This is a genomic window from Stutzerimonas chloritidismutans (genome assembly GCF_051486945.1).
Lineage (GTDB): Bacteria > Pseudomonadota > Gammaproteobacteria > Pseudomonadales > Pseudomonadaceae > Stutzerimonas > Stutzerimonas chloritidismutans_B.
This window is the reverse complement of sequence record NZ_JAHVDX010000001.1, coordinates 1479038-1496026: the sequence shown is the minus strand read 5'-3', so window position 1 is coordinate 1496026 and position 16989 is coordinate 1479038. Positions and strand designations below refer to the sequence as shown.

17 protein-coding genes and 2 tRNA genes are annotated in these 16989 nt (G+C 62.4%); 8 read left to right on the top strand and 11 right to left on the bottom strand.

Annotated features, from left to right (window positions below):
• Positions 1 to 22: 22 nt before the first annotated feature.
• Positions 23 to 1246 carry an MFS transporter gene (locus KXR72_RS06825; protein WP_437420317.1) on the bottom strand — a complete coding sequence of 408 codons (1224 nt, stop codon included), beginning with the start codon at positions 1244 to 1246 and terminating at the stop codon, positions 23 to 25.
• Positions 1247 to 1347: 101 nt separating this feature from the next.
• Between KXR72_RS06825 and KXR72_RS06820 the strand changes: the two genes are divergently transcribed.
• The 3 genes from KXR72_RS06820 (at position 1348) to KXR72_RS06810 (ending at position 4012) form a co-directional block, all read left to right on the top strand.
• On the top strand, positions 1348 to 2250 hold the full coding sequence (locus KXR72_RS06820) for a LysR substrate-binding domain-containing protein (RefSeq protein WP_437420316.1): 903 nt from the start codon (positions 1348 to 1350) through the stop codon (positions 2248 to 2250).
• Between the two features lie 78 nt (positions 2251 to 2328).
• Entirely contained in the window at positions 2329 to 2523 is a 195-nt protein-coding gene (locus KXR72_RS06815) for a hypothetical protein (RefSeq protein WP_437420315.1), read from the top strand.
• Between the two features lie 373 nt (positions 2524 to 2896).
• A complete protein-coding gene (locus KXR72_RS06810; protein ID WP_437420314.1) occupies positions 2897 to 4012 on the top strand; it encodes a metallophosphoesterase in 1116 nt (371 codons plus the stop codon).
• Between the two features lie 7 nt (positions 4013 to 4019).
• Here KXR72_RS06810 and KXR72_RS06805 read toward each other — a convergent pair whose 3' ends face one another.
• From KXR72_RS06805 to KXR72_RS06760, 10 genes are all read right to left on the bottom strand, one after another.
• Positions 4020 to 4718 (bottom strand): DNA-3-methyladenine glycosylase, encoded by a 699-nt coding sequence (locus KXR72_RS06805; protein WP_437420313.1) that lies wholly within the window; start codon positions 4716 to 4718, stop codon positions 4020 to 4022.
• 209 nt (positions 4719 to 4927) lie between these two features.
• On the bottom strand, positions 4928 to 6028 hold the full coding sequence (gene ychF / locus KXR72_RS06800; RefSeq protein ID WP_437420312.1) for a redox-regulated ATPase YchF: 1101 nt from the start codon (positions 6026 to 6028) through the stop codon (positions 4928 to 4930).
• Between the two features lie 128 nt (positions 6029 to 6156).
• Complete coding sequence (gene pth / locus KXR72_RS06795) at positions 6157 to 6741, bottom strand: aminoacyl-tRNA hydrolase (protein WP_437420311.1); 585 nt, start codon at positions 6739 to 6741, stop codon at positions 6157 to 6159.
• 34 nt (positions 6742 to 6775) lie between these two features.
• Positions 6776 to 7393 (bottom strand): 50S ribosomal protein L25/general stress protein Ctc, encoded by a 618-nt coding sequence (locus KXR72_RS06790; RefSeq protein ID WP_437420310.1) that lies wholly within the window; start codon positions 7391 to 7393, stop codon positions 6776 to 6778.
• Positions 7394 to 7516: 123 nt separating this feature from the next.
• Complete coding sequence (locus KXR72_RS06785) at positions 7517 to 8458, bottom strand: ribose-phosphate pyrophosphokinase (protein WP_021208703.1); 942 nt, start codon at positions 8456 to 8458, stop codon at positions 7517 to 7519.
• Between the two features lie 83 nt (positions 8459 to 8541).
• Positions 8542 to 8616, bottom strand: a tRNA-Gln gene (locus tag KXR72_RS06780).
• Positions 8617 to 8646: 30 nt separating this feature from the next.
• Positions 8647 to 8721: transfer RNA gene (locus tag KXR72_RS06775), tRNA-Gln, on the bottom strand.
• An 18-nt stretch (positions 8722 to 8739) separates the two neighbouring features.
• A complete protein-coding gene (gene ispE / locus KXR72_RS06770; protein ID WP_437420309.1) occupies positions 8740 to 9600 on the bottom strand; it encodes a 4-(cytidine 5'-diphospho)-2-C-methyl-D-erythritol kinase in 861 nt (286 codons plus the stop codon).
• A complete protein-coding gene (gene lolB / locus KXR72_RS06765) occupies positions 9600 to 10220 on the bottom strand; it encodes a lipoprotein insertase outer membrane protein LolB (RefSeq protein WP_437420308.1) in 621 nt (206 codons plus the stop codon). Before lolB ends, ispE begins: the two co-directional genes overlap by 1 nt.
• 4 nt (positions 10221 to 10224) lie before the next feature.
• Complete coding sequence (locus KXR72_RS06760) at positions 10225 to 11952, bottom strand: tetratricopeptide repeat protein (protein ID WP_437420307.1); 1728 nt, start codon at positions 11950 to 11952, stop codon at positions 10225 to 10227.
• Between the two features lie 184 nt (positions 11953 to 12136).
• Here KXR72_RS06760 and hemA point away from each other — a divergent pair, with 184 nt between their 5' ends.
• The 5 genes from hemA to murI are packed head-to-tail and all read left to right on the top strand — an operon-like array spanning position 12137 to position 16923.
• Entirely contained in the window at positions 12137 to 13405 is a 1269-nt protein-coding gene (gene hemA / locus KXR72_RS06755) for a glutamyl-tRNA reductase (RefSeq protein ID WP_437420306.1), read from the top strand.
• Positions 13402 to 14484, top strand: a complete 1083-nt coding sequence (gene prfA / locus KXR72_RS06750; RefSeq protein WP_437420305.1) for a peptide chain release factor 1 — start codon at positions 13402 to 13404, stop codon at positions 14482 to 14484. The genes hemA and prfA overlap by 4 nt, the downstream gene beginning before the upstream one ends.
• 49 nt (positions 14485 to 14533) lie before the next feature.
• Entirely contained in the window at positions 14534 to 15394 is an 861-nt protein-coding gene (gene prmC / locus KXR72_RS06745; RefSeq protein WP_437420304.1) for a peptide chain release factor N(5)-glutamine methyltransferase, read from the top strand.
• Positions 15384 to 16139 carry a molybdopterin-synthase adenylyltransferase MoeB gene (locus KXR72_RS06740; protein WP_437420303.1) on the top strand — a complete coding sequence of 252 codons (756 nt, stop codon included), beginning with the start codon at positions 15384 to 15386 and terminating at the stop codon, positions 16137 to 16139. The genes prmC and KXR72_RS06740 overlap by 11 nt, the downstream gene beginning before the upstream one ends.
• Positions 16132 to 16923: a glutamate racemase gene (gene murI / locus KXR72_RS06735; RefSeq protein ID WP_437420302.1), complete on the top strand. Its 792-nt coding sequence runs from the start codon at positions 16132 to 16134 to the stop codon at positions 16921 to 16923. The genes KXR72_RS06740 and murI overlap by 8 nt, the downstream gene beginning before the upstream one ends.
• Positions 16924 to 16989 lie beyond the last annotated feature (66 nt).

Sequence of the window (16989 nt, the reverse complement as noted above, 5' to 3'; positions counted from 1 at the left end):
TCCTGTAGGTTCTTTGATGAAGTCACTGCGAGGCGGTAAGCACTGGCTCGTGCGTATCTGTACCTGGGGTATGGGCTGGTGCTGTACCGGCCTTGCGATCCAGGTGGCCGCTCCAGTAGGTGAGCGTCAGGGCAGCCAGCACCACCAGCGAGCCGATCCAAGCGGTATGGATGAGACCCATGGAGGCGACGATATGTCCGCCGAGCCATGCCCCACCGGCAATGCCGAGGTTGAAAGCGGCGATGTTCAGGCCTGAGGCGACGTCCACAGCCTTCGGTGTGTAGTGCTCGGCCTGGCGCACCACGTAGACCTGCAAGCCGGGCACGTTGCCGAAGGCCACGACGCCCCAGAGCAGTACGGTGGCCAGCGCCAGCCAGGGATTGCCGGCGGTGAAGGAGAGGGCGAACAGCACGACCGCTAGGAGCGTGAAGATCAGTTTGAGCGCGCTGATCGGCCCGCGGCGGTCGGCCAGTTTGCCGCCCCAGATGTTGCCCACAGCCACCGAGACACCATAGACAAGCAGAACCAGGCTCACCGCGCCTTCACCAAAGCCGCTGATTTCTTGCAGGATCGGCGCGAGGAAGGTGAACGCGATAAAGGTGCCGCCGTAGCCGATCGCGGTCATGGCATAGACCAGGAGCAGGCGGGGTTGTTTCAGTACGGCCAGCTGCTGGACGAGGGAAGCGGGTTTGCTGTGCTGAATGTTGCGCGGCACGAAGAGCAGGCTGCCAATGAAGGCGATCACGCCGAGCAGCGACACCGCGAGAAAGGTCTCCCGCCAGCCGAACTGCTGGCCAATGAAGGTACCGAGCGGTACGCCGGTGACCAGCGCGACAGTGAGCCCAGTGAACATGATGGCAATGGCGCTCGCGGCTTTTTCTTTCGAGACCAGACTGGTGGCGATGGTCGAGCCGATGGAGAAGAACACGCCATGGGCGAGGCCGGTGACGATGCGCGCCAGTATCAACGACTCGTAGCCCGGCGCCTGCCAGGCTAGCAGGTTGCCGGCGGTGAAGAGCACCATCAACGACAGCAGCAACAGCTTGCGAGGGACCTTGCCGGTCAGGGCGGTAAGCAGCGGGGCGCCGACCGCGACGCCCAAGGCGTAGAGGCTGACCAGCAGCCCGGCCGAGGGCAGGCTGACGCCGAGGTCTCCGGCAATGGTGGGGATGAGGCCGACGATGACGAACTCCGTCGTGCCGATGGCGAATGCGCTGAGGGTTAGCGCGAACAAAGCGATGGGCATGGGATGAAACTCCGGTTGGATTGCATGGCGCGCAGTGTCTACCGCAGACTCATGCGGAAAAACCGGGTCTCAGGCCAAACATAATTGACTGTGAGTCACAGATGAAAACCACGCTCGACGAATTGCAGGCGTTCACGGCTGTCATCGATACCGGCTCCATCTCTAGCGCGGCGATGCAGCTGGGGCAGACCGCCTCGGGCGTCAGCCGGGCCCTGAGCCGGCTGGAAACCAAGCTCGCCACCACGCTGTTGCGCCGCACGACTCGGCGCCTGGAGCTGACGGAGGAGGGCGCGGCCTTTCTTGTTCAGGCCAGGCGGATTCTCGAAGCGGTGGAAGAGGCCGAAGAGCAGATGTCGCGCCGCTTGCAACGCCCGGCCGGGAGGTTGCGGGTGAATGCTTCCGCACCTTTCATGCTGCATGTACTGGTGCCGCTTATTGGCGGCTTCCGCGAGCGCTACCCGGACATCGAGCTAGAGCTGCACAGCAGCGACCAGATCATCGATCTGCTCGAGCACCGTACCGACCTGGCGCTGCGCCACGGGCCGCTGCGCGATTCCACCCTGCATGCACGGCCGCTGGGGCGCAGCCGGATTCGGGCCGTGGCCAGCCCTGACTATCTGGCGCAGCGCGGCATGCCGCAGCAGGTCGAGGACCTGGCGAAGCACAGCCTGATCGGCTTCACCCAGCCGGAGAGCCTCAATCATTGGCCGCTGCGTCATCCGCTCGGCGAGACCTGGCCCATCGTGCCGAGCCTGTGGGCATCAAGCGGCGAGACCGTGCGGCACCTGGCGCTGGCCGGGCAGGGTATCGCCTGCCTGTCGGACCTCATGACCGCTCGCGATCGCGCCGAGGGAGCGCTGGTCGAGGTGTTGGCCGAGGCGAATACCGAGGTGCTGCAGCCGATCCATGCGGTCTACTACCGCAACACCGCGCTGGCCGCGCGCATCACCTGTTTCCTCGACTACCTGAGCGAGTGTTTGGCTGAGCAGCTGTGGACGCGGTAGTGCGCAGGAGACGACCGGGCCGAACGATGGGGGGCTAGGCCTGCCTAATCCAACAGGCAAACCTGTGAGAATATCCCCATGCTCAGCGTGACCCTACCAAGCGATCCGCCGCTCCATCCCTGGCTGGCAGATGAATCCCCGCTGAACGACCTGGATGACGCCGAAAGCGATACCGAGCTGGACGACGGCGATACGCTGCCGGACGAGGTGCTGGAACAGCTAGAGAAGGAGCCACCGCCGCCAGACCCGATGCCTGATCCAGGCGTGATGTAAAGGATCGGTTGGTTGTAGCTTCCGGACCCTGCGGTACTAGCGACTTGCGGCTTTGATTGGCGGGCTCCGTTACATGCAGCGAACTTCAGCTTGCACGCGCGAGGGCGTTGCTGAGCCGTGCTCATCGGAGTCTTGTGGCTGATCCCATGGATAGGATCTCGAATCTCGGCCGCAGCCTTTTTCCTTGGCTTTGTGGCTCAACAAGTTTCTGGGCTCATGCGCGGCCAAGGGGCTTGCCGATAGTGGATGCACTTTGGCTTCCGCAGCGAGACGGCTCCTTGCCCGTCGCCCATTCAAAATTCTTATATATCGATACGCAGCCAGTCGGCTGGGTGCGTAACAATGTGCTCCCTTCGCTCAAGAGACGTAACGCATGATCAGGCGGTTATTGGTTGTTGTGTTGCTGATTGGCTTGCATGTGTTCGTCGGTATCACGTTGATTCCAGATCTTTCCCTGGGCCGCTTCGGCAGCGTTCTGGCGTGGGGCTATCTTGCGCTCTCGGCTGTGCTGATGCGCTACGGGGTGCTGGTGCGCGGTGCAGGCAATGCGCTGTTGGCGTGGACCGGGTTGTTGGCGATGGGCATCTTTTCCAGTCTCGCGATTTTCGCCTTGCTGCGAGCCTTTGTATTGGTGGTGGGCTCGCTGCTGGGCTGGGAGTCGGCTGCTGTTGCTCAGGGCTCGGCGCTGGCAGTCATCGTTGCGGTGGCAGCGGTCACCCTGTGCGGTGTGCTCAATGCGCGGCGCACGGCTCGGGTCGTCGAGCGCGACATCGTCCTGCGGAATCTTCCACCCGCGTTGGAGGGGTTCAGCATTGTGCAACTCAGCGACATCCATGTAGGGCCTACGATCAAGCAGGGCTATATCGATGCGATCGTCAAACGGGTCAATGGGCTTTCGCCGGACCTCATCGTCATCACCGGTGATCTGGTGGATGGGAGTGTGGCCGACTTGGCCGATGACATTGCGCCGCTGGCTCAGCTGAGCGCCCATCACGGCACCTTTGTAGTGACCGGTAACCACGAGTACTACTCCGGTGCCGACAGCTGGATTGCCGAGTTCGAGCGCCTGGGCATGGCGGTGCTGCTCAATCGTCATGTTCAGCTCGAGCATGGCTGTGCTCGCTTGGTCCTGGCGGGCATCGCTGACTATTCAGCTGAGCTGTTCCGGCCTAGCCATCGAAGCGATCCGGTCGCAGCATTCGCCGGTGCGCCCGATGACGTGCCGCGCATCTTGCTGGCGCATCAGCCGCGCTCGGCGAAGGCGGCGGTCGAGGCCGGCTGCGATCTTCAGTTGTCCGGTCACACCCATGGAGGTCAGTTCTGGCCATGGATGCACTTCGTGCGATGGCAGCAGCCGTGGGTGGCGGGGCTGCAGCGTCTCGGAGCGATGCAGATCTACATCAGCCGTGGCACCGGTTATTGGGGGCCGCCATTGCGCTTCGGCGCGCCGTCGGAAATTACTCGGATTCGCCTGGTCGGCGCCGGCTGATCGAGAGCTAGCTCGCCAGCAGTTCGCGGCGCAGCACGACGTAGTCCTGGCCCTCCTGCTGCCCGCGGCGCAGGGGGTTGCGGGTGCAATGGGCGGCAAAGCCCGCATCGACGAAACGGTACGGCAGGTGTTCGTCGCGACCGGTCGGGATGCCGAGGCGAGTGGTCTGGACGATGTCTGGGCGTGCGCCGATATCGTCCACGCGCAGCCGGGCGGGGTCCATGCGCTGTGCGTTCCACTCTGTCACGGTCAGGCCCAGCGCCTTGCACAACAGCGTCTGGCCAGAACAGAGGCGGGTGAGGGGCCGCAGACCACCTGCGGCAGCTGGGCTATTGGTTCGCATCCGCTCGATGGATTCCTCGCACGAGAGTGAGTCGACCCAGGGATAGCCCGCCTTGATGCAGACGGCGTTGCCATCGCCGCGGACGCTGAAATTCAGCGAGTCTCCGCCACGGGAGTAGTAGAGATAGAGATGGCCGGCCGGCATGAACATCGCGCGTCGCGAAGGGCTGTTGCCCAGTGAGGAGTGGCTGGCTTTTTCATCGACATAATAGGCTTCCGTCTCGATGATTCGGGCCGACAGCCATAGCCCGTCGACGCAGTGACGAATCACCGTCCCGAGGAGATCCTGTGCGACAACTTGGGCGTCGCGGTCGAAAAAACTGTCATCGAGGTGGTGCAACGGCGGTTCGGCAAGGCTGTTCATCGGAACTCCGGCTTCGGCAAGTCTGCCTGTTCCGACCGCATAAACGGCGCGAATATTCCGCAACAGCGACCAGGATTACCTGCCGGTCGTCGATAAGTACCCCGGGGAGTCGTCGATCGTTCGAGGTTAGACCGTTCGGTCGTTACTAACGGCCGGAAACGAAAAGCCCCGCTTGCTACTGCTCGCGGGGCTTTCTGGGGCGCATCTTATTAAACGTTGAAGCGGAAGTGCATTACGTCGCCATCCTTGACGATGTACTCCTTGCCTTCCAGTCGCCACTTGCCAGCTTCCTTGGCCCCGGCTTCGCCCTTGTACTGGATGAAGTCGTTGTAGGCGACCACTTCGGCTCGAATGAAGCCTTTCTCGAAATCGGTGTGGATGACGCCGGCGGCCTGCGGTGCGGTAGCGCCGACCTTCACGGTCCAGGCGCGTACTTCCTTCACCCCAGCGGTGAAATAGGTTTGCAGGTTGAGCAGTTCGTAGCCGGCGCGGATGACGCGGTTAAGGCCGGGCTCCTCGAGACCGAGCGACTCGAGGAACATGTCTTTTTCCTCGCCGTCATCGAGTTCGGCAATTTCGGCTTCGATCTTGTTGCACACCGGCACCACGACTGCGCCTTCCTCGGCTGCAATGGCGTTGACCACGTCGAGGTGCGGGTTGTTCTCGAAGCCATCCTCCGCCACGTTGGCGATGTACATCACCGGCTTGCTGGTCAGCAGGTGGAAGCCCTTCGCCATGCGAGCCTCTTCCTCGCCGAGCTTTTTCAGCAGAGTGCGTGCCGGCTTGCCTTCGGTAAAGTGGGGGATCAGTTTTTCCAACAGCGCCTTCTGCGCCACCGCTTCCTTGTCGCCGCCCTTTGCGTTGCGCGCCACACGCTGCAATTGCTTCTCGCAGCTATCCAGATCGGCAAAGATCAACTCCAGCTCGATGATTTCGATGTCGCGCTTGGGGTCGACCGAATTGGAAACGTGAATGACGTTCTCGTCTTCGAAGCAGCGCACCACGTGCGCAATGGCATCGGTCTCGCGGATGTTGGCGAGAAACTTGTTGCCCAGGCCTTCGCCTTTGGAGGCACCCTCGACGAGGCCGGCGATGTCCACGAACTCCATGGTGGTCGGCAGGACGCGCTCGGGATTGACGATATCAGCCAACGCCTGCAGGCGCGCATCGGGCATCGGTACGATGCCGCTGTTCGGCTCGATGGTGCAGAAGGGGAAGTTTTCCGCAGCGATACCGGACTTGGTCAACGCGTTGAACAGGGTAGATTTGCCGACGTTGGGCAGGCCGACGATGCCGCAATTAAATCCCATGGTGTCTTGCCTCGGTACTGGCTGGCAGCGAATGCGCTACCGGCGTTGCCAAACTGCGTTAAACGGCTTCGTAACGTGCAGTTAATGCCAAGCCGTTGCCTTGTTTTGCGTTCCTGCGTCGAGCTCGATCAGGCCTTCTGGCTATGCAGACGCTGCATCGCGCGCGTCCAGTCACCAACAAGAATTTCGGGAAGCACGTCGAATGCGAAATCGATGCTGGCGTCCAGTTTCTCGCGTTCGGCCTGGGGCGCACGCCCCAGCACATAGCCGGTTACCAGGCTGCTGTGCCCCGGATGCCCAATGCCCAGACGCAGACGGTAGAAATTATTCTGGTTGCCGAGCTTGGCGATGATGTCGCGTAGCCCGTTATGGCCGCCGTGGCCGCCGCCCTGTTTGAGCTTGGCGATGCCAGGAGGCATGTCGAGTTCATCATGGGCGACCAGGATGGACTCAGGGGGAATTCGGAAAAAGCCGGCAAGTGCCGCCACCGCCTGACCGCTGCGGTTCATAAAAGTGGTGGGGATCAATAGCCGGACGTCTTCGCCCTGATGGCGGAACTTGCCGACCAGACCAAAGTACTTGCGATCCACGCTGAGGTTGACGCCCTCGCGGGCTGCCAGACGCTCAACGAAAAGGGCCCCTGCGTTATGCCGGGTCTGGTCGTATTCTGGGCCTGGGTTACCCAGGCCGACGATCAGTTTTACGGCAGTCACGACAGAGGCCCTTCCTCAGGTCTTGGCGAGTGGATTACTCGTCAGCGCCTTCTTCTTTCGGAGTGTCTTCCTTGTTCACGCGCGGGGCATGAACGTTGGCGACCGGCAGGTCACTGCCGTGGGCCAGGGAAACCAGCTCGACGCCCTTCGGCAGGGTCAGGTCGGTCATGTGCAGAACCTGGCCGACTTCAACTTTGGCCATGTCGACTTCGATGAACTCCGGCAGATCCTGCGGCAGGCAGGACACTTCAACTTCGTTGATGTTGTGCAGGATTTCGCCACCCTGCTGCTTCACGCCAACCGAGGTTTCCTGGTTGATGAAGTGCAGCGGGACGGTAGCGGTCAGCTTGTGACCTTCGACGACGCGGACGAAGTCAGCGTGCAGTACGAAGCTCTTGGCCGGATGACGCTGCAGCGCCTTGATCAGAACGGATTCGTTCTGGCCGTCGACGTTCAGGGTCAGCACGTGGCTGAAGGACGCTTCGGTTTCCAGCAGCTTGGCCAGATCTTTGGCCAGCAGGCTGATGGATTGCGGAGCTTTGTCGCCGCCGTAGATTACGGCCGGGACGAGGTTGGCGTTACGACGCAGGCGGCGGCTCGCACCTTTCCCCAGGTCGGAACGCACTTGGGCATTCAGGGTGAAGTCAGTCATTGTGTTTCTCCAAGATGACAACGCGCCCGAGGTGCTCGCGACCAGCACCGCCGGGCGGTTGGGCAAAAAGCCCCGCACGAGGCGGGGCACATTTTCGTTCGGCGCGAAAGCTGAGCTCGAGGCTTAGCGGAACATCGCGCTGATCGATTCGGCATTGCTGATGCGGCGGACCGCTTCAGCGACCATTGGCGCGATGTCCAATTGGCGAATACGGGTACAGGCTTGGGCCGCTGCGGACAGCGGGATGGTATTGGTCACCACCAACTCGTCGAGTACGGAGCCTTCGATATTCTCGATGGCGCGACCGGAGAGGATAGGGTGAGTGCAATACGCGAAGACCTTGGCTGCGCCATGATCTTTCAAAGCGGTAGCTGCGTGGCACAGGGTGCCCGCGGTATCGACCATGTCGTCCACGAGGATGCAGGTACGGCCTTCGATATCACCGATGATGTGCATCACTTCGGACTGGTTGGCCTTCGGGCGACGCTTGTCGATGATGGCCAAATCAACACCCAGCGACTTGGCAACGGCGCGAGCACGTACCACGCCACCAATGTCGGGGGAGACGATCATCAGGTTTTCAAACCGCTGGGCCTGGATGTCATCGACCAGTACGGGCGAGCCGTAGATGTTGTCCACGGGCATGTCGAAGAAACCCTGGATCTGGTCGGCGTGCAGGTCGACGGTCAGAACGCGGTTGACGCCTACGACGTCGAGCATGTCCGCGACAACCTTGGCGCTGATCGGCACGCGTGCAGAACGCGGGCGCCGATCCTGGCGGGCATAACCGAAGTACGGGATGACAGCCGTGATGCGTGTGGCGGAGGAGCGGCGGAAGGCGTCGGCCATCACTACCAGTTCCATCAGGTTGTCATTGGTGGGGGCGCAGGTCGGTTGAATCAGGAAAACGTCCTTGCCGCGAACGTTTTCGTTGATCTCGACACTGATCTCGCCGTCGGAGAATTTACCGACGTAAGCATCACCGAGCGGGATATGCAGCTGACGTACGACACGCCGGGCCAGGTCGGGGTTGGCGTTCCCCGTGAAGACCATCATCTTGGACACGCGCAGTACCTGCCTGAGGGTGGATCCGATGAAACAAAAAGCTGTTCAAAAGGCCAGGCTTCTTGAACAGCTTTCGTGAGATATGGCAGGGGCGGCTGGATTCGAACCAACGCATGGCAGGATCAAAACCTGCTGCCTTACCGCTTGGCGACGCCCCTATAGGTCTAGCTGAATGTCTGGAAAGGTTATGGCAGGGGCGGCTGGATTCGAACCAACGCATGGCAGGATCAAAACCTGCTGCCTTACCGCTTGGCGACGCCCCTGTAACGTATAACCTGATGCTAGACACTCACTTCCTGTGCCAGTTGCGCAAGCCTGCGGTGCAGCATCGAGATGTTGCGACCTTGGGCGACGAACGCTGGCAAGTCAGCTGGAAGTTGGCGGCAGACTTTATCAGCCTCACCCTGGTTTGGGAAGCTCCCAAACACACAAGCCCCAGTGCCGGTCATTCTTGCTGGAACAAATTTGTTCAACAAGCTCAAGGCGTTACGCACTTGGGGGTAACGCCTCTCTACAACCGGCTGGCAGTCGTTACGACCACCCCCTTCAAGAAGGCTGCGAACTGTAATGGCCGGGGTATTACGTGTCAACTCTGGGTCGGAAAATATTTCCGCTGTACTAACAGAGACTTGCGGCGCGATCACGAGGAACCAGGGCTCGCTGAGTTCGACTGGTTCGAGACGCTCTCCGACCCCCTCTGCAAACGCCGCGCGGCCTCTGACGAACACTGGTACGTCAGCACCGAGCGTAAGGCCAATCCGCGCCAGGCGCTCTTCGCCCAGATGGGTTTGCCAGAGGCGGTCGAGGCCGAGCAGGGTGGTCGCGGCGTCGGAACTGCCACCCCCGATACCGCCGCCCATGGGCAGTCGCTTGGTCAGCTCGATATCGGCCCCCAAGGTGCAGCCGCTTTCGGCCTGGAGCAGGCGCGCCGCGCGAACCACCAGATTGCTGTCGTGATCGACGCCCGGCAGCGGCGTGATCAGGCGGATGCAACCGTCCTCGCGCAAGGTAAAGCTGAGTTCGTCGCCGTGGTCGAGAAACTGGAATAGCGTCTGCAGCTCGTGATAGCCGTCGTCGCGCCGACCGAGAATGTGCAGCATCAGGTTGAGTTTGGCGGGCGCAGGCAGGACCAGCGGAGGCATCAGTGGCCCAGCTGGCGTGGCTGCCAGTCCTTGATCACCAGGGTGATCTGCAGGTCGCGACCCGCCAGCTTGATGCGTGTCGGCAGGGCATAGCCATCCTCATCGGCATAGCTCAGATACTGAACATCCCAGTCATCCTGCTGGAGGCTGGCGAGGCGACCGTCAGCATCAATTGCGATGCGGCTGCGGCTACCCGGCGCGGGCAGACCGCGCACCCACCAGAGCAGGTTCGACACCGGCAGGCGCCAACCTAATTGAGTTTCCACCAATGCTTCAGGTGAGTCGGCTTCGAAACGGCCCTGGCCGGCGACTTCGAGGGCGACGGCATCGGGCCGGCCGGTCAATCGGGTCGCGCCGCGTCCCAGCGGGCCCGAAAGCCGGATATCGAAGTAGTCCTGGCGTTGCAGCCAGAACAAGGTTCCGCTGCCCGAGTCCTGCGGCGCGCGAATACCGATCTTGCCGTTGATCTGCCAGCCGTCTATCTCGCTGGTGCGCGTTTTATGTGCGCTCCAGTCCTCGGGGTTGCCGGGGCCCTCGACCGTCTCCTGAGGAGCGAGCCCGGCACAGCCAGCAAGCAGCAAAGCAACGGCGTAGATCAGCAGGTTGCGCATTGGTCTCATAACGTCAGAGGGTCTCCGAGCCTGTCAGGCGTTTGATGGTGTCGCGCAGAATCTGGCTGTCAGGCTCCTGCTCGAGTGCTTCGGCCCACACCCGGCGGGCTTCGCGTTGTTTGCCAGCCGCCCAGAGCACTTCGCCGAGGTGGGCAGCGACTTCGTGGTCGGGAAAGCGCTCGAGGGCTTGGCGCAGCTGAGCTTCGGCCTCTTGAAGGTTGCCCAGTCGGTAGTTGACCCAGCCAAGGGAGTCGAGGATGGCGGCGTCATCTGGATTGAGCCGGTACGCCTGCTGAATAAGGGCGAGGGCTTCTTCGTGCCGGTCAGTGCGATCGGCCAGCGTATAGCCCAGCGCGTTGATCGCCATGGCGTTGTCCGGCTCGCGTTCAATGATGAAGCGCAGGTCCTTTTCCAGCTGCGCCAGATCGCCGCGTTTTTCCGCGATCATCGCACGCGTGTAAAGGAGAGTCAGATCTTCGGGGAATTGCTTGAGGGCCTGCTCGGCAAGTTGCCAGGCCTGTTCGGTTTGCTGCTGGTTGGACAGCGCCTCGATCTCGATCAGGTAGAGCTGGATGGCATAGTCGGGCTGCTCGTCCCGGGCTTGCGCGAGCAGGCGGGAGGCTTCGTCGTGGCGGCCGAGCGAGAAAAGCACTTCGCTCTGCATGAGCTGCGCTGGCAGATACTCGTTACCGGGCCCGACCTTGGCGAACGCCTCCAGCGCTTGCTCTGGCTCACCCAGTTCGCGGTAGGCACGGCCAAGGTTGAATTGGGCGGCGTCCAGGTGACTGCCTCGGGCGATCAATTCCTGCAGATAGACGATCGCCTCACGCCAGGCCTCGGCTTCCAGGCAGACAAGCGCCATGGAAAAGCGCAAGTCATCGTCGCCCGGATACTGCTGGACCAGGGTCGCAAATTCGCCCATGGCGTCCTCGAGTCGCTCCTGCTCGACCAGTAGACGGGCATACGTCAGGCGCAGACGCTTGTCTTCCGGATGCTGGCGTAAGCTCTTCTCGAGCAGCGGAAGCGCTTCCTCGCCCCGGTTCAGCACTTGCAGCAGGCGTGCCTGCAAAAGAATCGAGGGTATTTCCTGATTGCGCGCCGGCTGCGCCTCGAGCAGGTCGAGCGCCTCTTCGGGCCTGCCGTCCTGCTGCAGCAGCACCGCTTTTCCAAACTTCAACTGCGGATTGTCGGGATGCTTGACCAGCAGTTGGTCGAAGCTCTGAAGCAGGCCAGCACGCGTGTCAGGATCGGTCTGGGCGGCCGACAGGGCCAAGAAGTCGAAGTGCGTATCGCCCTGGCCTTGCAGGACGGTTTCCATGTAGGCGAGCGATTCCTCGTAACGACCGGCGCGCGCCAGTTGCACAGCGGCAGCGCGCTGAGCGTCCAGGTTTTCTGGAGCGTTGCGTGCCCAGATCAGCGCGGTATCAAGCGCTGCTTGATCGGCCCTCAGGTACTCGGCGATGCGAAAGCCCCGCTCGGCAACGCCAGCGTCCTCGGTGGCGTTGGCCTGCTGGACGTAATTACCGAGGGCGATGTCGAACCGATTGCGCTGTCCGGCGAGTTCGGCAACCAGCAGCGCATAGAGCGTGTCGGCGCGGAACGAACCGTACTCGCTTGGCTCGCTGGCGACCGGCGCGGGCGTTGCGTCCTCAACTGGCGGGCCGGCATCGGGCGTGCTCTGCATGAAGCTTTGGCAGCCACCCAGGAACAGCGCGGCACTGAGGACGAGGAGTTTGTTCATATAAGGGAGGTTTGGCTTATCTGCGGTCGCGGCATGATGACACAAGCGGCCGGGCAAGCCCATGGGCCGCCGGGCCGGCCTCTTGGGTCGGCTTGGTCAGGTACAGACAATGACCTGCAACGGTTGTTCTAAGTCAGGCGAAGTAGGAGAATCGCGCGCTCCGTTTTTCGAATCAGCGACCTGCATGGCTTTCATCGCGCTTGGCATCAATCACAAGACCGCATCGGTGGATGTGCGCGAGCGTGTGGCGTTCACGCCCGAGCAGATGGTCGAGGCGCTGCAGCAGCTGTGCCGTGTCACGCCGACGCGCGAAGCGGCGATTCTGTCGACCTGCAATCGCAGTGAGCTGTATCTGGAACAGGATCAGGTCGAGGCTGAGACCGTGCTCGCCTGGTTGGCGCAGTACCACCGGTTGAACCTCGACGACCTCAAGGCCTGTGCCTACGTGCACGTCGATGACCAAGCCGTGCGCCATATGATGCGTGTCGCTTCTGGCCTGGATTCGATGGTGCTGGGCGAGCCGCAGATTCTCGGTCAGATGAAGTCCGCCTACGCTGTGGCGCGTGAGGCGGGTAGCGTCGGGCCGCTGCTGGGGCGGCTGTTCCAGGCGACGTTCAGCACCGCCAAGACCGTGCGTACCGACACCGCCATCGGTGAGAACCCCGTGTCGGTCGCCTTTGCCGCGGTCAGCCTGGCCAAGCAGATATTCGCCAGCCTCGATCGCAGCCAGGCGCTGCTGATCGGTGCCGGTGAGACCATCACGCTGGTCGCTCGGCATCTGCATGAGCAGGGCGTCAAGCGAATCGTTGTGGCCAACCGGACATTGGAGCGGGCCAGTGCCCTGGCCGAGCAGTTTGGCGCCCACGCGATCCTGCTCGCCGACATTCCCCAGGAGCTTTACAACAGCGACATCGTCATCAGCTCGACGGCCAGCCAGCTGCCAATCCTGGGCAAGGGAGCGGTCGAGCAGGCGCTGAAAAAGCGCAAGCACAAGCCGATGTTCATGGTCGACATCGCCGTGCCCCGCGACATAGAAGCGCAGGTTGGCGAGCTGGATGACGTCTATCTCTACACGGTCGACGACCTGCATGAGGTAGTCGCGGAAAATCTGAAGAGCCGCCAGGGAGCGGCGCAGGCCGCCGAAGAGCTGGTCGCCGCCGGTACCGAGGATTTCATGGGTCGCCTGCGCGAGCTGGCCGCCGTGGATGTGCTCAAGGCCTACCGCCAGCATGCCGAGCGCATTCGTGACGACGAGTTGGTCAAGGCTCAGCGGCTGCTGACGAATGGGGCGACGGCCGAGGAGGCCCTGGCGCAGTTGGCGCGAGGGCTTACGAACAAGTTGCTGCATGCCCCCAGCGTGCAGCTGAAAAAACTTTCTGCCGAAGGGCGCGTCGAGGCGCTGAGCATCGTTCAGGAACTCTTTGCCCTACAGAACAGCACGGAAAAATCATGAAAGCGTCGCTGCTGAACAAACTCGACATTCTGCAGGACCGTTTCGAAGAGCTGACGGCGCTGCTCGGGGACGCCGAGGTCATCAGCGACCAGACACGCTTCCGGGCCTATTCGCGTGAATACGCCGAGGTCGAGCCGGTGATCGCGACCTATCGCCGCTACCTGAAGCTTCAGTCCGACCTTGAAGGTGCCCAGGCACTGTTAAAGGACACGGACCCGGATGTCCGCGAAATGGCCGAGGAGGAGGTTGCCGAGGCTCACGGTCAGCTGGCCGAGGTGGAGGGGCAACTGCAGCGAATGCTGCTACCGAAGGACCCGAAGGACGGGCGCAATGTATTCCTCGAAATCCGCGCCGGCACTGGCGGCGATGAGGCGGCGATCTTCTCGGGTGACCTGTTCCGCATGTATTCACGCTACGCCGAGCGGCAGGGGTGGCGCGTCGAGATTCTTTCCGAGAACCCCGGCGAACATGGCGGTTATAAAGAAGTCATTTCGCGCGTCGAGGGCGATAACGTCTACGCAAAGCTCAAGTTCGAATCCGGTGCGCACCGCGTGCAGCGCGTGCCGGAAACCGAATCCCAGGGACGCATCCATACGTCTGCCTGCACGGTCGCGGTACTGCCCGAACCGGACGAGCAGGTCGCCATCGAGATCAACCCGGCTGACTTGCGCATTGACACCTACCGCGCGTCCGGCGCGGGTGGGCAGCACATCAACAAGACCGACTCGGCGGTACGCATCACCCACTTGCCGAGCGGCATCGTCGTCGAATGCCAGGAAGAACGTTCGCAGCACAAGAATCGTGCGCGAGCCATGGCTTGGTTAGCGGCAAAGTTGCAGGACGTGCAGGACAGCGCCGCGCACAAGGAAATTTCCGAGACTCGTAAGTTGCTGGTCGGCTCCGGCGATCGTTCCGAGCGCATCCGCACTTACAACTTCCCGCAGGGGCGGGTGACTGACCATCGCATCAATCTCACGCTCTATTCGCTGAATGAAGTGATTGGCGGCGCGGTCGAGCAAGTCATCGAGCCGCTGCTGCAGGAATACCAGGCCGACCAGCTCGCCGCGCTCGGCGACTGATGGCGCGCAACGTGCGTGCAGTAAGACGCCCATCTTTCGCTAGGTGACCATGGCCACGATCGAATCGCTGCTGCGTAGCGCCGAACTACCCGACTCGCCCACTGCGCGGTTGGACGCCGAATGGCTGCTCGCCGACGCGCTGGGCAAACCGTCCAGTTATTTGCGTACTTGGTCCGATCGTGAGGTAGGCGCGGTAGCCGAGGCGCGGTTCCAAGCGAGCCTGGCACGCCGGCGGGCGGGCGAGCCGGTGGCTTATATTCTCGGCCGCCAGGGCTTTTGGAGCCTCGAGCTGGAAGTCGCACCGCACACGCTCATCCCTCGGCCGGACACCGAATTGCTGGTCGAAACGGCATTGGGCCTGGCGCCCCGCACCCCCGTGCAGGCTTTGGACCTTGGGACCGGAACCGGCGCCATCGCGTTGGCATTGGCGACTGAGCGCCCCGCCTGGCAAGTGACCGGCGTCGACCGCGTCGCTGAGGCGGTGGCTCTGGCAGAGCGCAATGCCGCCCGCCTCGGGCTGACCAACCTGAACTTCGAGCACAGCGATTGGTTCGCCTCGCTAGCCTGCCGCCGCTATGGCCTGATCGTCAGCAACCCGCCTTACATTCCTGCGAGTGACCCGCATCTGGGAAGGGGTGATGTGCGTTTCGAGCCGACCAGTGCGCTGGTCGCTGGTGACGACGGGCTGGACGATATCCGCCGAATCATCGACGGCGCACCGGCGCACCTGGAAGCGGGTGGCTGGCTGCTGCTCGAACATGGCTACGACCAGGCCGCGACCGTGCGGGCTTTGCTCGTTGCGGCTGGTTTCGTCGACGCGGCCAGCCGGCGTGATCTCGGTGGGCACGAGCGGATCAGCCTTGGCCGCTTGGCTGGCGCCAACACAACGGGGAATCGCGATGCTGGATGATGAAGAGCTGCTGCGCTACAGCCGGCAGATCCTGCTCAAGCAATTCGATATCGAGGGTCAGCTTCGGCTCAAACGCAGTCGCGCCTTGATTGTCGGTATGGGCGGCCTTGGTTCGCCTGTCGCGCTGTACCTTGCCGCCGCCGGGGTGGGAGAGCTGCATCTGGCTGATTTCGACCGGGTTGATTTGTCCAATCTGCAACGTCAGGTTCTCCATGACGCGGCGTCGGTCGGCCAGCCCAAGGTCGATTCGGCGATGGCTCGCCTGGCGGCGATCAATCCGCACATCAAACTGGTCGCTCACCATGCCGGCCTGGATGCGGACTCATTGGGGGAGGCGGTCGCCCAGGTCGATCTTGTGCTCGACTGCACCGACAACTTCGCGGTCCGCGAGGCGATCAATGTCGCCTGCGTGGCAGCACGCAAGCCCTTGGTCAGTGGTGCGGCTATCCGCCTGGAAGGTCAGCTGTCGGTATTCGACTCTCGGCAGCCAGACAGCCCTTGTTACCACTGCCTGTACGGGCACGGTACCGAAGCCGAGCTGACCTGCAGCGAGGCGGGTGTGTTGGGGCCGGTGGTCGGGATGGTCGGCAGCCTGCAGGCGCTCGAGGCGTTGAAGTTGCTGGCGGGCTTTGGCGAGCCGATGGTGGAGCGCCTGTTGTTGATCGATGCGCTGGCCGGCCGGTTCCGGGAATTGAAGGTCAAGCGCGATCCGGCGTGTGCCGTTTGCGGAGGGCTGCATGACTGACGAGGCGCCCGTCGGTGTGTTCGATTCCGGTGTGGGCGGCTTGTCGGTCTTGCGCGAGATTCGGGTACGGCTGCCTCATGAATCCCTGCTTTACGTGGCTGATAGCGGGCATGTGCCTTACGGCGAAAAGAGCCCGGACTTCATCCGTGAGCGTTGCCGAGCCATCGCCGACTTTCTACTGGAGCGCGACGTCAAGGCCTTGGTGCTGGCGTGCAATACCGCTACGGCGGCAGGTATTTCGGATCTTCGTGAGCGCTACCCGGGGTTGACCGTGGTCGGCATGGAGCCTGCTGTAAAGCCTGCCGCGCAGGCCACCCGCAGCGGGGTCGTAGGGGTACTGGCCACCACCGGCACGCTCAAGAGCGCGAAGTTCGCGGCGCTGCTCGACCGCTTCGCCAGCGACATTCGCGTCGTTACCCAGCCCTGCCCGGGGTTGGTGGAGTGCATCGAGGCGGGTGAGTTGGATACGCCCGCCACCCGCGCCTTGCTCGCCGGGTTCGTCCAGCCCTTGCTGGAGGCGGGCTGTGACGCCTTGATCCTGGGTTGCACGCACTATCCTTTCATCAAGCCGCTTCTGCGCGCCATGGTGCCTCCGGGCGTCGCGCTGGTGGATACGGGCGAGGCCGTGGCGCGGCACCTCGAAACGTTGCTGCAAATGCGTAACCAACTGGCTAGTGGCAGCGCTTCGGTCCAGTTCTGGAGCAGTGGCGATCCCTCGCGAATGTCCCGGGTTCTTCCTATACTTTGGGGCGAAAACGGTACAGTTTCGAACTGTTCTGTTTAGGAACTCCCCGCTTCGTCCAGCCTCTGAACTCTGGAGGCACCGAACAAATAAAAGCGATGCCTAATT

Coding starts and splice junctions, on each gene's coding strand:
- prmC (WP_437420304.1), top strand. CDS start 14,534: ATGGCCACGATCGAATCGCTGCTGCGTAGCGCCGAACTACCCGACTCG.
- ispE (WP_437420309.1), bottom strand. CDS start 9,600: ATGCCTCCGCTGGTCCTGCCTGCGCCCGCCAAACTCAACCTGATGCTG.
- KXR72_RS06760 (WP_437420307.1), bottom strand. CDS start 11,952: ATGAACAAACTCCTCGTCCTCAGTGCCGCGCTGTTCCTGGGTGGCTGC.
- KXR72_RS06790 (WP_437420310.1), bottom strand. CDS start 7,393: ATGACTGACTTCACCCTGAATGCCCAAGTGCGTTCCGACCTGGGGAAA.
- ychF (WP_437420312.1), bottom strand. CDS start 6,028: ATGGGATTTAATTGCGGCATCGTCGGCCTGCCCAACGTCGGCAAATCT.
- murI (WP_437420302.1), top strand. CDS start 16,132: ATGACTGACGAGGCGCCCGTCGGTGTGTTCGATTCCGGTGTGGGCGGC.
- prfA (WP_437420305.1), top strand. CDS start 13,402: ATGAAAGCGTCGCTGCTGAACAAACTCGACATTCTGCAGGACCGTTTC.
- lolB (WP_437420308.1), bottom strand. CDS start 10,220: ATGAGACCAATGCGCAACCTGCTGATCTACGCCGTTGCTTTGCTGCTT.
- KXR72_RS06740 (WP_437420303.1), top strand. CDS start 15,384: ATGCTGGATGATGAAGAGCTGCTGCGCTACAGCCGGCAGATCCTGCTC.
- KXR72_RS06805 (WP_437420313.1), bottom strand. CDS start 4,718: ATGAACAGCCTTGCCGAACCGCCGTTGCACCACCTCGATGACAGTTTT.
- KXR72_RS06820 (WP_437420316.1), top strand. CDS start 1,348: ATGAAAACCACGCTCGACGAATTGCAGGCGTTCACGGCTGTCATCGAT.
- KXR72_RS06825 (WP_437420317.1), bottom strand. CDS start 1,246: ATGCCCATCGCTTTGTTCGCGCTAACCCTCAGCGCATTCGCCATCGGC.
- KXR72_RS06815 (WP_437420315.1), top strand. CDS start 2,329: ATGCTCAGCGTGACCCTACCAAGCGATCCGCCGCTCCATCCCTGGCTG.
- KXR72_RS06810 (WP_437420314.1), top strand. CDS start 2,897: ATGATCAGGCGGTTATTGGTTGTTGTGTTGCTGATTGGCTTGCATGTG.
- hemA (WP_437420306.1), top strand. CDS start 12,137: ATGGCTTTCATCGCGCTTGGCATCAATCACAAGACCGCATCGGTGGAT.